The 14,781-nt window shown below is 73.0% G+C and carries 13 protein-coding genes; 5 read left to right on the forward strand and 8 right to left on the reverse strand.

Annotation, left to right across the window (positions count from 1 at the left end):
* Nucleotides 1–10 precede the first annotated feature (10 nt).
* Both ACFZB3_RS18370 and ACFZB3_RS18375 read left to right on the forward strand, forming a co-directional pair.
* The gene (locus ACFZB3_RS18370; protein ID WP_391376667.1) at nt 11–610 is read left to right on the forward strand and encodes a flavin reductase; all 600 of its coding nucleotides are present in this window, start codon (nt 11–13) and stop codon (nt 608–610) included.
* 105 nt (nt 611–715) lie between these two features.
* Complete coding sequence (locus ACFZB3_RS18375; RefSeq protein ID WP_391376668.1) at nt 716–2,245, forward strand: ATP-binding protein; 1,530 nt, start codon at nt 716–718, stop codon at nt 2,243–2,245.
* Here the strand turns inward: ACFZB3_RS18375 and ACFZB3_RS18380 are convergent.
* A complete protein-coding gene (locus ACFZB3_RS18380) occupies nt 2,242–3,594 on the reverse strand; it encodes an MFS transporter (protein WP_391376669.1) in 1,353 nt (450 codons plus the stop codon). The genes ACFZB3_RS18375 and ACFZB3_RS18380 overlap by 4 nt on opposite strands.
* Nucleotides 3,595–3,665: 71 nt before the next feature.
* Between ACFZB3_RS18380 and ACFZB3_RS18385 the strand changes: the two genes are divergently transcribed.
* Nucleotides 3,666–4,670 (forward strand): helix-turn-helix domain-containing protein, encoded by a 1,005-nt coding sequence (locus ACFZB3_RS18385; protein ID WP_391376670.1) that lies wholly within the window; start codon nt 3,666–3,668, stop codon nt 4,668–4,670.
* On the opposite strand, the gene ACFZB3_RS18390 is transcribed toward ACFZB3_RS18385, so the two are convergent.
* From ACFZB3_RS18390 to ACFZB3_RS18400, 3 genes are all read right to left on the reverse strand, one after another.
* The gene (locus tag ACFZB3_RS18390) at nt 4,660–5,709 is read right to left on the reverse strand and encodes an alcohol dehydrogenase catalytic domain-containing protein (RefSeq protein ID WP_391376671.1); all 1,050 of its coding nucleotides are present in this window, start codon (nt 5,707–5,709) and stop codon (nt 4,660–4,662) included. The two genes, ACFZB3_RS18385 and ACFZB3_RS18390, sit on opposite strands and share 11 nt — an antisense overlap.
* Nucleotides 5,709–6,863 (reverse strand): acyl-CoA dehydrogenase family protein, encoded by a 1,155-nt coding sequence (locus ACFZB3_RS18395; protein WP_391376672.1) that lies wholly within the window; start codon nt 6,861–6,863, stop codon nt 5,709–5,711. Before ACFZB3_RS18395 ends, ACFZB3_RS18390 begins: the two co-directional genes overlap by 1 nt.
* A gap of 250 nt (nt 6,864–7,113) precedes the next feature.
* Nucleotides 7,114–8,028, reverse strand: a complete 915-nt coding sequence (locus ACFZB3_RS18400) for an SDR family NAD(P)-dependent oxidoreductase (protein ID WP_391376673.1) — start codon at nt 8,026–8,028, stop codon at nt 7,114–7,116.
* Between the two features lie 86 nt (nt 8,029–8,114).
* On the opposite strand from ACFZB3_RS18400, the gene ACFZB3_RS18405 reads away from it, so the two are divergent.
* Nucleotides 8,115–9,050, forward strand: coding sequence for a cyclase family protein (locus ACFZB3_RS18405; RefSeq protein ID WP_391376674.1), 936 nt, complete (start codon nt 8,115–8,117; stop codon nt 9,048–9,050).
* A 325-nt stretch (nt 9,051–9,375) separates the two neighbouring features.
* Here the strand turns inward: ACFZB3_RS18405 and ACFZB3_RS18410 are convergent, their stop codons facing one another.
* The 3 genes from ACFZB3_RS18410 to ACFZB3_RS18420 all read right to left on the reverse strand — a co-directional run bounded on the left by ACFZB3_RS18410 (nt 9,376) and on the right by ACFZB3_RS18420 (nt 12,414).
* A complete protein-coding gene (locus ACFZB3_RS18410) occupies nt 9,376–9,852 on the reverse strand; it encodes an ATP-binding protein (protein WP_391376945.1) in 477 nt (158 codons plus the stop codon).
* Nucleotides 9,853–10,404: 552 nt separating this feature from the next.
* On the reverse strand, nt 10,405–11,277 hold the full coding sequence (locus ACFZB3_RS18415) for an acyl-CoA dehydrogenase family protein (RefSeq protein WP_391376675.1): 873 nt from the start codon (nt 11,275–11,277) through the stop codon (nt 10,405–10,407).
* Nucleotides 11,278–11,283: 6 nt separating this feature from the next.
* On the reverse strand, nt 11,284–12,414 hold the full coding sequence (locus ACFZB3_RS18420; protein WP_391376676.1) for an acyl-CoA dehydrogenase family protein: 1,131 nt from the start codon (nt 12,412–12,414) through the stop codon (nt 11,284–11,286).
* Nucleotides 12,415–12,571: 157 nt separating this feature from the next.
* Between ACFZB3_RS18420 and ACFZB3_RS18425 the strand changes: the two genes are divergently transcribed.
* Complete coding sequence (locus ACFZB3_RS18425) at nt 12,572–14,158, forward strand: AMP-binding protein (protein WP_391376677.1); 1,587 nt, start codon at nt 12,572–12,574, stop codon at nt 14,156–14,158.
* On the opposite strand, the gene ACFZB3_RS18430 is transcribed toward ACFZB3_RS18425, so the two are convergent.
* Complete coding sequence (locus tag ACFZB3_RS18430; protein ID WP_391376678.1) at nt 14,142–14,654, reverse strand: EF-hand domain-containing protein; 513 nt, start codon at nt 14,652–14,654, stop codon at nt 14,142–14,144. The genes ACFZB3_RS18425 and ACFZB3_RS18430 overlap by 17 nt on opposite strands.
* Nucleotides 14,655–14,781: the final 127 nt, after the last annotated feature.

Raw genomic sequence — 14,781 nt, forward strand, 5'->3', positions numbered from 1 at the left:
TGAAGGGGTGATGGGACACGCAGGGGCGGCCGCGGCCGCCGTCCGCTATCTGAGGTCGGTCCCCGCGGCGGGGCCCGTGGAGGCGCTGCCGCGCCCGGAGTTGCGGTGCGTGCGCGCGGACGAGCGGGCGCCGCTCGATCCGGCGGAGTTCCGGCGCGTGCTCGGCAGCTTCGCGACCGGCGTCACCGTGATCACCGCGCCGGCCGCCGAGGGCGAGTCCTCCCCCGCCGGTTTCGCCTGCCAGTCCTTCTCCTCCCTCTCCCTGGACCCGCCCCTGGTCTGCTTCATGGTCGGCCGCACGTCGGCCACCTGGCCGCGGATCGCCCGCGCCGGCGTCTTCTGCGTCAACGTCCTCGGCGCCGGCCAGGGCGGGCTGTGCCGCGCCTTCGCGGTGAGCGGCGCGGACAAGTTCGCCGGCGTCCCGTACGACGCGGCCCCGGTCTCCGGCTCCCCCCGGCTGACCGGCGCCGCCGCCTGGATCGACTGCACGGTCCACGCGGTGCACACGGGCGGCGACCACCTGATCGTGGTCGGCCGGGTCGACGCACTGGGCACGGGCGACGACCCGGACCGGGCACCGCTGCTGTTCCACCGGGGGCGGTTCCTCTAGCGACCGGGCACACTCCCCCGGCAGCCTGTCCCGACGCTCCGGCGCAGCACTTAGGACTACACTCCTTAGAAGTACACTCCTAAGTACTGCGCCGGAAGGTACTCCATGCAGCAGCCCAGGCCGGCCAAGCCGTCCCGCGTCTTCGACCGGGGCCCCGAATGGGACGCCCTCACCACGTTCGTCGCCCGCCCGCTGCCGCATGCCGCACTCGGGGTGCTCAGCGGCAGACGGCGCATGGGGAAGACGTACCTGCTGCGGGCGCTCGTCGAGCAGTGCGGCGGGTTCTACTTCGGAGCCACCGACGCCACCGAGACGGAGTCCCTGCGGCAGTTCAGCGCCGCGCTGGCCGAACACGTGGGTTCTCCTGTGCCCTTCTCCTTCGCCACCTGGGACGACGCGGTGTCCTACCTCTTCGGCCTCGCGGCCCCGGGCTCCCGGACGCCGGGCGGCCCGGCGGCGGACGCCCCGTTCCTCGTGGTGATCGACGAGTTCCCGTACCTGGTGCGAGCCGCTCCGGAACTGCCCTCCCTGATCCAGCGCGCGATCGACCGGGACCAGGTGGCGGAGAGCCGCATGCGGCTGCTGCTGTGCGGGTCGGCGATGTCCGTCATGGGCGGGCTGCTGGCCAGCAGTGCGCCGCTGCGCGGACGGGCTCAGCTCGAACTCGTGGTCCGGCCCTTCGGGTACCGGGCGGCAGCGGACTTCTGGGGTGTCACCGCCGATCCCGCGCTCGCCGCCCGACTGCACGCGGTGCTCGGCGGCACCCCCGCGTACCGCCGGCAGTTCCTGGCGGACGACGTTCCCGCCGACCTGGACGGTTTCGACGAATGGATCTGCCGCACGGTCCTGTCGCCGTTCAGTCCGCTCTTCCGGGAGGCCCGGTATCTGCTCGCCGAGGAGGCGGACATCCGGGACACGGCGCTCTACCACTCGGTGCTGGCCGCCGTGGCACAGGGCAACACGACGCGCGGCGGCATCGCGGGCTACATCGGCCGCAAGTCGGTCGACATCTCGCATCCGCTCAACGTCCTGGAGGACAGCCATCTCCTGGCGCGGGAAGCCGATGTCTTCCGGGCCGGAAAATCCCAGTACCGCATCACCGAGCAGCTGATCAACTTCTACGAAGCCGTCATGCGGCCGGCCTGGACCCGGCTGGAAGGAGGCCAGGCCACCGAGGTGTGGGCCCAGGCAGGACAGCGCTTCGCGGCGCAGGTGGCCGGTCCGCACTTCGAGGCGATGTGCCGTGAGTACGTCCTGGGGCCCGGGCGGACCCTGCTCAGCACCTCGCTGGGCGAGGTGGGCACCGGCATCGTGACCGATCCGAAGGAACGCCGGCAGCTCCAGGTCGACGTGGCCGTTGTCGAGCAGGGGTCCGGGGGAAGCCGTCCGTCGGTCGCCCTGGTCGGCGAGGCGAAGTGGGGCACTGTCATGGGAGTGAACCACCTCGAACGCCTCGCACGGGCAAGGGAACTGCTCGCCGGGCGCGGCATGGACACCTCGCACTGCGCCTTGGCCTGTTTCAGTGCGGCGGGCTTCAGCGACTCCCTGCGAGCCGAGGCGGCTCGGGGTGGAGTGCTGCTGATCGGCCTGGACGAGTTGTACGGCCGCTCCGTGCCGACGGGGGTTCTCCCCTAGGCCGGCACAGCCCCGCTCACCGCGCCGAGTTCCCCTGCCGGCGCCACCGGCCGTCGCCGGATCAGCAGGGCCATCAGGGCCGCCGCCGCGCACAGGGTGCCGGAGGCGTACCAGACCATGTCGTAGGTGCCGAAGACGTCGCGGGCGACGCCGCCGAGGTAGGCGACGAGGGCCGCGCCGATCTGGTGGGAGGCGAGGACCCAGCCGAAGACGATGGCGCTGTCGTCGCCGTACCGCTCCCGGCACAGGGCCAGGGTGGGCGGGACGGTGGCGACCCAGTCGAGGCCGTAGAAGACGATGAAGAAGATCATCGAGGGGTGGACCGACGGTCCGAGGAGCATCGGCAGGAAGAGCAGGGAGATGCCCCGCAGCGCGTAGTAGACGGCGAGCAGGCGGCGCGGTTCGAAGCGGTCGGTGAACCAGCCGGAGGCGATCGTGCCGACGACGTCGAAGACGCCGATGACCGCGAGCAGCGAGGCCGCCGTGGTGACCGGCAGGCCGTGGTCGTGGGCGGCGGGCACGAAGTGGGTCTGGACCAGGCCGTTGGTGGACGCCCCGCAGATCGCGAAGGTCCCGGCGAGCAGCCAGAAGGGCCCGGTGCGGACGGCGGAGGACAGGACCGAGAGGGTGCGGCGGGCGGCCCCGGTGACCGGTGCCGGCTTCGGTACGAACTCGGTGGCGCCGTACGGCTTCTGGTCCACGTCGGCCGGGTGGTCGCGCAGCAGCAGCCAGACGAAGGGGACGACCGCGAGGGCGGCGAGGGCGACGGTGACGGCGGCCGGGCGCCAGTCGTACGTCTCGACCATCCAGGAGAGCAGCGGCAGGAAGATCAGCTGGCCCGAGGCGGAGGCGGCGGTGAGGATGCCGCTGACCAGGCCCCGGCGGGTGGTGAACCAGCGGTTGGTGACCGTGGCGGCGAAGGCGAGGGCCATCGAGCCGGAGCCGAGGCCGACCAGCAGGCCCCAGCAGAGCAGCAGCTGCCAGGCCGCCGTCATCCACACGGTCAGGCCCGAGCCGAGGGCGATGACGGTCAGGGCGACGGCCACCACCCGCCGTATGCCGAAGCGGTCCATCAGCGCCGCCGCGAACGGCGCGGTGAGCCCGTACAGCGCGAGGTTGACGGAGACGGCCGCGCCGATCGTGCCGCGCGACCAGCCGAACTCCGCGTGCAGGGGGTCGATGAGCAGGCCGGGCAGGGAGCGGAAGGCGGCCGCGCCGATGATCGTGACGAAGGTGACGGCGGCGACGAACCAGGCACGGTGGATACGCGGCGAGCGGGTCGGCTTCGAGCCCGTCGAGCCCGTCGAGTCCTCGGCGGGGGCGGCTGCGGCTTCGCTTGTCTGGGTCACGCCACAAATATCCGGCCGGCCACCTCCCGCCATCGAGTGGCCCGGGGGACAGCATTCGCTAGGATCGGGCCATGAGCAGTGACCCCGGCTTCCGCCCGCACCGCGTCGTCGTCCTCGCCCTGGACGGCCTGCTCCCCTTCGAGCTGGGCATCCCGCACCGCATCTTCGGCCGCCCCAAGGACGCCCGGGGCCGCCATCTCTACGAGGTCGTGACCTGCTCGGTCCGCCCGCCCGGCCCGGTCGACACCGACGCCGACTTCGCGATCCACGTGCCCAACGGCCCGGAGACGCTGGCCACCGCCGACACCGTGATCATCCCGGCCTCCTACGAGCTGGGCCCGGTCTTCGAGCAGGGCGTCCTCACCCCCGAACTGGCCGCCGCCCTCGCCCACATCCGCCCCGGCACCCGGCTCGCCTCCATCTGCACGGGCGTCTACGTCCTGGCCGCCGCCGGCTACCTGGACGGCCGCCCGGCGACCACGCACTGGGCCGAGGCGGACCACCTCCAGCGCCTGTTCCCGCAGCTGGAGGTGGACGCGGACGTCCTCTTCATCGACGACGGCGACATCCTCACCTCCGCCGGGGTGGCCGCCGGCATCGACCTGTGCCTGCACATGGTCCGCCGCGACCACGGCACGGCCGTCGCCAACGAGGTGGCCCGCCGTACGGTCATCCCGCCGCACCGGGACGGCGGCCAGGCCCAGTACATCCACCGCCCGGTCCCCGACCCCCAGGTCGCCACCACCACCGCGGCCCGTACCTGGGCCCTGGGCCGCCTGCACGAGCCCATCCAGCTGCGCGACATGGCCGAGCAGGAGGCCATGTCGGTACGGACCTTCACGCGCCGTTTCCGCGAGGAGACCGGTGTCAGCCCGGGCCAGTGGCTCACCCAGCAGCGCGTCGAACGCGCCCGCCACCTCCTGGAGTCCACCGGCCTCTCCGTCGACCAGGTGGCCCGCGACGCCGGCTTCGGCACCGCCCAGTCGATGCGCCAGCACCTGCAGGCGGCGCTCGGCGTCACCCCGACCGCCTACCGCCGTACCTTCCGCACCTCACCGGAGCACGTCAGAACGTGAGCACCCCCCGGGCCACCCGACCCGCCTCCGCGTCGGCCCGCGCCTTCTCGAAGTCCTCCACGGGGTACGTCTCGGTCACCAGCTCGTCCAGCAGCAGGCTCCCCCGGCGGTACAGCTCGGCGTAGAGCGCGATGTCGTGCTGCGGGCGCGAGGAGCCGTACCGGCACCCCAGGATGGACTTGTCGAGGAACATGGCGGCGACGACGAAGGACGCCTCGGCCGTGGCGGCGGGCATGCCGAGGAGGACGGCCTGGCCGTGCCGGTCGAGGAGGTCGACGGCCTGCCGGACCAGTTCGACCCGGCCGACGCACTCGAAGGCGTGGTCCACCCCGGTCGGCAGCAGGTCCTTCACGCCCTCCGCCGAGGTCAGGAAGTCCGTCGCGCCGAACTGCCGGGCGACCTCCTCCTTGGCCGGGTTGGCGTCCACGGCCACGATCCGCAGCGCGCCCGCGATCCGCGCGCCCTGGATGACGTTGAGGCCGATCCCGCCGGTGCCGATGACCAGCACGGTGTCACCGCGGTCGACACGGGCCCGGTTCAGCACGGCGCCCACACCCGTCAGCACCCCGCACCCGATCAGCGCGGCGGACGTCAGCGGGATGTCCTTCGGGATCCGCACCGCCTGCACGGCCCTGACCACCGTCCGTTCCGCGAAGGCCGAGTTGCACGCGAACTGGTACACGGCCTGCCCGCCGCGCGTGAACGGCTTCTGCGGGCGCCCTATGGCCTTGCGGCACATGGTGGGCCGCCCCCGGTCGCAGTCCGCGCAGGCACCGCAGTTGGCGAGTGTGGAGAGCGCGACATGGTCTCCCGGCGCCACATGGCTGACGCCCACACCGACCGCTTCCACCACCCCCGCCCCCTCATGCCCGAGCACCACGGGAACGGGGAAGGGTATGGTCCCGTCCACCACCGACAGATCGCTGTGACACAGCCCCGCCGCCGACACCGCGACCAGCACCTCCCCCGGCCCCGGCTCCCGCACATCGAGATCATCGACGACCTGCACCTGTTTCCCGTCGAACACGACTCCGCGCATCACGACTCGACCCCCTTCGGTTCCCTCGGCAGACCGAGCACCCGCTCGGCGATGATGGTGCGCTGGACCTGGTCCGAGCCGCCGTAGACGGTGTCGGCCCGGGAGAAGAGGAACAGGTGCTGGGCGGCGTCCAGTTCGTACGGCGCGGCCGCCGACCAGCCGGCCGGGCCGACGCTCGCGGCCGCGCCCCGCACCAGCACGGCGAGTTCACCGAGCCGCTGGTGCCAGCCGCCCCACAGCAGCTTGGCCACACTGGGCGCACCGGGCTCCGCGGCCGAGTTCCCCAGCGTCCGCAGCGCGTTCCACCGCATCACCCGCAACTCGGCCCACAGCCGCTCCAGCCGCTCCCGTACGACGGGATCGTCGACCGCGCCGCTCTCCACGGCGTCCCGCACCACCCGCCCCAGCTCCTCCGCGAACCCGATCTGCTGGGCGAGCGTGGACACCCCGCGCTCGAAGCCGAGCAGGCTCATGGCCACCCGCCAGCCGTTGCCCTCGCCGCCGACGACGTGGTCCACGCGCGCGTGCGCCCCGTCGAAGAAGACCTCGTTGAAGTCGCTGGTGCCGGTCATCTGCCGGATGGGCCGGACCTCGATGCGGCCCGGCTGGTCCATGGGCACGAGCAGGAAGCTCAGCCCGTGATGCCGCCGCGAGCCCGCCTCGGTCCGCGCCAGCACGAAACACCAGTCGGCCTCGTGGGCGAGCGAGGTCCAGATCTTCTGCCCGGAGACGCGGTAGCCGTCCGCCTCCCGCACGGCCGCGGTCCGCACCCCGGCCAGATCGGACCCGGCGCCGGGCTCGCTGTACCCCTGGCACCAGAGCTCCTCCCCGGCGGCGACGGCCGGCAGGAAGCGCGCCTTCTGCTCGCTGCTGCCGTGCGCGATGAGCGTCGGGGCGAACAGGTTCTCCCCGATGTGCCCGGAGCGGGGCGGCGCGGCCGACCGCGCGTACTCCTCGGCCCAGGCGACCTGCTGGGTGAGCGTGGCGGTCCGGTTCCCGTACCCGCCCTCCGCCCACCCCAGCCCGATCCACCCGTCGGCCCCGAGCACGCGTTCCCAACTGCGCCGGTCCACATCGCCCTTGGCATGCGCACCGAGCCAGCCCCGCACCTCCCGACGAAACTCCTCGTCCTCCGGCGCTACGCCGAAGTCCACGGTGACCTCCAGAGATGCGTCGGGGTTGGGGTCGTACGAAAACCGCCGGTCACCGCCGTCGTGGCCGAGCGCCGTCGCGGCGGAGAGAAGTCAGGGGCCCGGACAGCCGACCCAGGGGCGCGGGGAACTGCGCGAACAACCACGACGGCGCCGCACCCGCGCATGGACCGCACCTCCTCAGGGGCGCGGGGAACTGCGCGAACAACCACGACGGCGCCGCACCCGCGCATGGACCGCACCCCCCTGCCCACTAGGCGTTCGGCCGGCTTCCGTCCCGCGCCGCCGCCTCCATCGCCGCCAGCCGCGCCAGCATCGGCATGGGATCCGTCCCCACACTCCCGGGCAGCGCCTCCGCGATCCGCTCCGGCGTCCACGCACCCCCTTCGGCGTACGCGGCCCGCAGCTCCCTCGGCTGGGCCCAGACCGCGATCTTCGGCCCGGCCACCGTGTAGACCTGCCCGGTGACCCCGGCGTCCCGCGCCGCGTCCGACAGCAGGTAGGCCACGAACGCGGCCACGTCCTCCGGTTCGCCGATCTCCGTCAGCTCCGTCGGCACGCCCGCCGACATCCGGGTCCGGGCCACCGGCGCCACCGCGTTCGCGGTCACCCCGTACTTGTGGAGGCCGAGCGCGGCGCTCCGCACCAGCGAGATGATCCCGCCCTTGGCCGCGCTGTAGTTGGCCTGCGAGACCGAGCCCTGGTGGTTGCCGCTGGTGAAGCCGATCAGCGTGCCGGCGCGCTGCTTGCGCATCACCGCCGACGCCGCCCGGAACACCGTGAACGTGCCCTTGAGGTGGGTGGCGACCACCGGGTCCCACTCCTCCTCGGCCATGTTGAACAGCATCCGCTCACGCAGGATCCCCGCCACGCACACGACCCCGTCGAGCCGGCCGTACGACGACAGCGCGACGTCCACGACCCGCTGCCCGCCCGCCATCGTGGAGATGTCGTCGGCGACCGCGACCGCGTCCCCGCCCGCCGCCTCGATCTCCTTGACGACGGACTCGGCGACCTCGCTGGTGGGCGAGGCGCCGTCGACGGCGACGCCGTAGTCGTTGACGACGACCTTCGCCCCCTCGGCCGCCGCCGCCAGTGCCACCGCCCGTCCGATGCCGCGCCCGGCACCCGTCACGGCGACGACCTTGCCTGCCAAGAAGTTCCCCACGCCCGGCCCCTTCCCGCGGTTTCTGACGGACCGTTAGATTTTATGGCGCGTCTGATGTGCGGACACAAGCCCCGGGGAGGACCGAGATGTCACTGCCGACGCTTCATCCCGCGTTCCACGACATCGCCAAGCGCGTCAACAACTGGGGGCGCTGGGGGGCCGACGACGAGATCGGCACGCTGAACCTGATCACCGACGAAGTGGTGCGGGAGGCGGCGGCGACGGTGCGGAGCGGGCGGCGCGTGCCGCTCGCCCTGCCGCTGCGGGAGGACGGCGTGCAGACCGGGATGATCCCCGGGCGGGTCAACCCGCTGCACGCCATGGTGCAGATCAACCAGGAGCTCTTCGGCCCCGGGACGGTCGCGTGCAGCGACGACGCCGTGACCATGGGCCTGCAGGCCGGCACCCACTGGGACGCGCTCACCCATGTCTCGCACTCGGGCAGGCTCTACAACGGCCGCCCGGCGGGCACGGTGACCGCGCACGGGGGTGCCGAGTTCGCCGGGATCGACAAGGCGCGGCACATCGTCTCGCGCGGGGTGCTGCTGGACGTGGCACGCGCGCGTGGCGTGGACCGGCTGCCGGGCGGCCACGCGGTCACCCCGGAAGACCTGGAGGCCGCCGAGGAGTTCGCCGGGACGGCCGTCCGCGGCGGCGACATCGTCCTCGTGCGGACCGGGCAGGTGCAGGTGTACCTGGCCGGGGACAAGCACGGGTACGGCTACCCGTCGCCGGGCCTGTCGGTGCACACCCCGGAGTGGTTCCACGCGCGCGACGTGGCCGCCGTCGCGAACGACACCCTCACGTTCGAGATCTTCCCGCCCGAGATCGAGGACCTGTGGCTGCCCGTGCACGCCCTGGACCTGGTCGAGATGGGGATGCTGCAGGGGCAGAACTGGAATCTCGAAGAGTTGTCCACAGCCTGTGGAGAAACCGGCCGGTACGCGTTCCTGCTGTCGGCGATGCCCGAGCCGTTCGTCGGGGCGACGGGCACCCCGGTCGCCCCCGTGGCCGTCCTCTGAGCGCCACGGCCGTCCCGCCGGAAGCCGGTGTCACACCCGAGGGGGCATGACACCGGCCCTCCCCCATTCCCCCCTCGCACCCGCACGGCCGCGCGCACCGGCCCGCCCCGAGCCCGGTCCCGCGCGCCGCCGTCCGGCTCGACCCACACTCGACGAGGACGTCCGTCACCCAGACCCTCGCCGTCCCCTCGCGGCGAATCGCAGACCTCAAGCGTGAGCAAACGGTCACAAGGCGTCAACACCCGCACGGAGTTTTACGACTTATGCCCCGGTTCACCATGGGCGCGCACGGATGCAAACCCCGGCGCATGGCCGCACACCGGGATCACACCGCCTCGAAGGCCAGCCCCTCGTACGAGGCCAGCCCGCCTCCGTACGCCACCGCCGCGCCCTGACCGGGCTGCGAACACCGGTCCAGTTCGCACCAGATGCGCTTGCCCCCGCCCTCGGGGCTCCAGCCCCAGCGGTCGGCGAGCCCGTCGACGAGGGCGAGGCCCCGGCCGCCGGTCGCGTCACCGTCGGCGCACCGCGGCACCGGCGCGCGGTCGCTGGCGTCGGCGACCTCCAGCCGTACGGTGACCGAGCCGTCGGCGCCGCCCCGGTCCGTGCCCGGCAGCGAGAGCCGCAGCACGGCCGGACAGCCGGTGTGCACCACCGCGTTGGTGACCAGCTCGGAGACGAGCAGGATGAGCGTCTCGGCCAGCGGCTCGTCCGCCGCTATACCGGACCCGGCGAGGCGCGAGCGGGCCCACCTTCTGGCCCGCCCCACCTCCGCGGGGTCGGGCCGGATCTCCAGCTGCACTTGAAGCACCTGCACCGCTCACACCATCCGAACCGGCGGACACATGAACCCGCGCCGACCGGGCGCCACGGCGAGGGCCGCGACGACAAGGACGACGAGGGCCACGATCGTAGCCATTTTCTGCATGGCCAGAACAACGGCCAGAGCAAGGGTCACGGAACGTGATTCCCTTACGAGACAGCATGGTTGACGTACAGTCACCCCAACAAGCGCTTCGGGCATATTCCAGCGCGAAGGAGTACGCCTACGGCATACTGTGCGACGCTCGCGGCGGGGAGTCGAACAAGCGGGGGCACAAGCCCTTGCCGCCCTGCGAGCGGCGGTGCGCACCATGAGCGGCGGGGCCGCTTCGACGGCTCCGCCGGCATGGCTCGTCCTCGGAACCACTCGCATCCCACAGAAGGTACCCGAGGGACAGCCGACTCCAGGCCGTGACGAGTCACGCGTTGGACACAACCCGGTATCAACGCTCCGTGATTCCGGTATGCCACAATCCGCGACATCCCGACCGCTCGAACCCATGATTCCGCAGGCCAGGGCCGCTTCGAACGCTCAGCCGAGCAGCTCCGCGGCGAGCACTTCCTCACTCTCCGTATTCGCTCCAGCACGCTGCGCCCGCACCCATGTCCGTTTCAGATGCAGATGCACCTCCGACTCCCAGGTGAAGCCCATCCCGCCGTGCACCTGGAGACAGTCCCGGGCGCCGCGCAGAGCGGCCTCGTCGGCGAGCAGCCGGGCCGCCGCGATGTCCACGGGGTCGGCGGTCACGGCGGCGGCGTAGACGGCCACCCGCGCGGTCTCGGCGCGCACCAGCATGTCGGCGCACAGGTGCTTGACCGCCTGGAAGGCCCCGACGGGCCGGCCGAACTGCACGCGCGTGCGGGCGTGTTCCACGGCCAGCTCGCACACGCGCGTGGCCGTGCCGAGCTGCTCGGCGGCGGTGAGGAGCACGGCGACCGGGTCGGGCGCCGCGGAAGCGGGTCCCGGGACCCGGTGCAGGGGTGTCAGCGGGTCCGCGGAACGCACCGGTACGGCCCCCGACGCGTCCCCCGACACCGCGTCCGCCCCGGCCAGCCACTCCACCAGGCCGCCGTCCACGCGGGCCACCACGGCCTCCCCGGTGGCCGCGCCGGGCACGTCGGCCGCCGCGAGGTGGGTGGCCACCAGCGGGCCGGGCAGCAGCGCCCGCCCCGCCTCCTCGAACACCAACACGGCCTCCGGCAGCCCGAGTCCGACCCCGCCGTCGGCCTCCGGCAGCCGCAGCGCGAAGAACCCGGCGGCCCCCAGCTCCCGCCACAGGCCCCGGTCCAGACGCGCCGGCCCACCGGCGGCCGCCCGCAGCGCCGCGCCGTCGAACCGGCGCCCGAGCAGCTCCCGCATGCCCTCCCGCACCGCCTCCTGGTCACGGGTCAGTCGAAAGCGCACGTCCGCTCACCGTCCCTTCGGCAGCCCGAGGATCCGCTCGGCCACGATGTTCCGCTGGATCTGCGAGGTCCCGGCCGCGATCGTGTACGAGAGCGAGGAGAGCCGGTCGAGGACCCAGGGCCGGTCCAGGTCGAGCGCGTCGGGCCCGAGCACGTCGGCCGCCGCGTCGTACAGCTCCTGGCGCGCGTGCGAGTACCGCAGCTTGAAGACCGAGCCCCCGACGCCGGGCACGCCCCGGCCCTCCGCCTCGCTGACGTTCCACTGGGTGAGCCGCCACAGCGCCCGGAACTCGGCGTTCAGGCGGCCGAGGCGGCGGCGCAGCGCCGGGTCGTCCCAGGTGCCGTTCCCGTGCGCCACGCGCGCGAGGTCGCCGAGCACCCGGCGGCAGGCGACGACCTCGCCGACGAAGGCGGTGCCGCGTTCGAAGGAGAGGGTCACCATGGTGACGCGCCAGCCGTCGTTCTCGGCGCCGACCCGGTTGGCCGCCGGCACCCGCACCTCGTCGAGGAACACCTCGGCGAACTCGGCCGACCCGGCGAGCGTGCGCAGCGGCCGTACGGTGATGCCCGGCGCGTCCATCGGCATGGCCAGCCAGGTGATGCCCCGGTGCTTCGGTGCCTCCGGGTCCGTCCGCACCAGCAGCTCGCACCAGTCGGCGACCTCCGCGTGCGAGGTCCAGATCTTGGACCCGGTCACCACGTAGTCGTCGCCGTCACGCCACGCGCGCGTGCGCAGCGCGGCCAGGTCGGAGCCGGCGTCCGGCTCGCTGAAGCCCTGGCACCACACCTCGTCGCCGCGCAGGATCGGCGCCAGCCAGCGGGCCCGCTGCGCCTCGGTGCCCTCGGCCGCGATGGTGGGGCCCGCGTGCAGCAGACCGACGAAGTTGGCGCCCACGTACGGCGCGCCCGCCTTCTCGGTCTCCTCGAGGAAGATCAGCCGCATGGTGGGAGACGCGTCCCAGTGGACGTCGGCGTACCCGGCCTCGTACAGCGTGCGCTGCCAGCCGAGGTCGTAGGCGCGGCGGCCCGGCCAGTCCTCGGGCGCCGGCTTCGGCGGGAGGCCGGGCAGCGCCTTGGCGAGCCACTCCCGCAGCCGCGCCCGGAAGTCCTCCTCCGCGGGCGTGTACGACAGGTCCACCGGCAGACACCCCCACGGAACTGATGGTTCGTCAGACGTCGTCAGCCATCGCAGGCTAGCCCCGCGCCTCTGGACCGACAAGGCGGCAGGACCTACGATCTGACGACTCGTCAGTTCTGTTGCCGATTCCGTGGTTCCGCTGGGCAGGGGGAACGCCATGAACGCCACCGCACACGAGCTGAGTACCTCCCGCACCCTCTGGGACCTGGTCGCCCGGCGCGCCGGACTCACCCCGGACCGGCCGGTGTTCCTCCAGGGCGACCGCGCCCTCACCTTCGGCGGGCTGCGCGCGCGTGCCGAACGCGTCGCGGCCGGGCTGTACGGCATGGGCGTGCGCCCCGGCACGGTGGTCGCCTGGCAGCTCCCCACCCGGATCGAGACGGCCGTGCTGTCCTTCGCGCTGGCCAGGCTCGGCGCCGTCCAGTCCCCGGTCATCCCCTTCTACCGGGACCGCGAGGTCGGCTTCGCGCTGCGCGAGTCCAGGGCCGAGTTCTTCGCCGTGCCGGGCGTGTGGCGCGGCTTCGACCACACGGAGATGGCGCGGCGGCTGGGCGCGAAGGGGATCTTCGAGGCGTACGACGGTGCCGGGCTGCCCGACGGCGATCCGGCCGTGCTGCCCGCCCCGCCCGCCGAGGGCACCTCCGTGCGGTGGATCTACTGGACCTCGGGAACCACCTCCGACCCCAAGGGCGTTCTCCACACGGACCGTTCGCTCATCGCCGGCGGTTCGTGCCTCGCGCACGCGCTGCGGCTCACGGCGGCCGACGTGGGCTCGATGGCGTTCCCGTACGCGCACATCGCCGGCCCCGACTACACGGTGATGCTGCTGCTGTACGGCTTCCCGGCGGTCATGTTCGAGCAGTTCGCGCTGCCGGACGCGCTGCCGGAGTACCGCAGGCACGGGGTGACGGTGGCGGGCGGGTCGACGGCGTTCTACTCGATGTTCCTGGCCGAGCAGCGCAAGCAGCCGGGCGTGCCGGTCATCCCCTCGCTGCGGCTGCTGGCCGGCGGCGGGGCGCCCAAGCCGCCGGAGGTGTACCACGCGGTGGTGCGCGAGATGGGGGTGCAGCTGACGCACGGGTACGGCATGACCGAGGTGCCGATGATCACGATGGGGGCGCCGGACGACACCGCGGAGAACCTGGCGACGACCGAGGGGAAGCCGCCGGCGGGGATGGAGATCCGGATCGCGGAGGGCGGCGAGGTGCGGCTGCGCGGGGAGGCGGTGTGCCAGGGGTACCTGGACCCGGCGCAGTCCGCCGCGGCCTTCGACGAGGAGGGCTTCCTGCGCACCGGCGACCTGGGCCGGGTGACCGGGACCGGCCATCTCGTCCTCACCGGGCGGCTCAAGGACGTGATCATCCGCAAGGGCGAGAACATCTCGGCGAAGGAGATCGAGGACCTGCTCGCCGCGCACCCCGCGGTGGCCGAGGCGGCGGTGGTCGGGCTGCCGGACGCGGAGCGCGGGGAGATGGTCTGCGCGGTGGTCGAACAGCCGCCGGGAGCTGTCGCGTTGACGCTCCCGGAGGTGGTGTCGTACCTGCGCGCGGAAGGGCTGTCGGTGCACAAGCTGCCGGAGCGGCTGGAGGTGGTGGCCGCGCTTCCGCGCAACGAGACGCTGCGCAAGGTGCTCAAGTACAAGCTGCGCGAGCGGTTCTCGGGGGTTCCCGCGTCCGAGAGCCCCGCGCCGGGGACTCCCATGCCGGGGACTCCCGCTTCGGAGAGCCCTACTCGGGGATCGTGAAGTAGCGGGCGAACGCCGGGACGATCTCGGCCTCCGCGACGCTGCCGTCGCCGTCGGTGTCGAGGCCCGACGCGATCGCCCGCGCGAGCTCCGGGGCGACCCCGAGGACGCCCAGCACGCGCGCGGTGTCGGCGACGGTCGCCGTGCCGGTGTCCGCGGTGTCCGCGAGGGCGAGGGCCGCGTGCAGGAAGGGGCGGGCGATCTCGCCGAACCGCTCGGGGTTGTCGTGCAGCCGCTTGACCGCGCCGCTCACGAACTCCTGGCGGGTGATGCGCTGGTCGCCGTCCCGGTCCGCCATGCCGGCCATGCCCTGCCAGAAGGCCTCCGCGCCGGCGTACAGGGCCTGGCCCTTGTCGGAGCGGGCGGGGACCTCGAACTCGGCGAGCAGTGCCTTGGCCGCCGAGTTGAAGTCCTCGCGGTCGATCCAGCCGTTGCCGTCCTGGTCGAAGGTTGCGAACCGGGCGGCGATCCGTCGCTCGTACTCGGTGCTGACCATGTCTGTTCGGGCCGCCTTACGTGACGTGGGGGTTCATCTCGCAGGGAGCGTACGACGCGGCGGCGGCCGGAGAGCGGGAAAACGACGGTTGTGCCAAGACCGGGGGAATTCCGCGACAACAACGTGG

The sequence above is a fragment of the Streptomyces sp. NPDC008092 genome, from assembly GCF_042957285.1.
Taxonomy (GTDB): domain Bacteria; phylum Actinomycetota; class Actinomycetes; order Streptomycetales; family Streptomycetaceae; genus Streptomyces.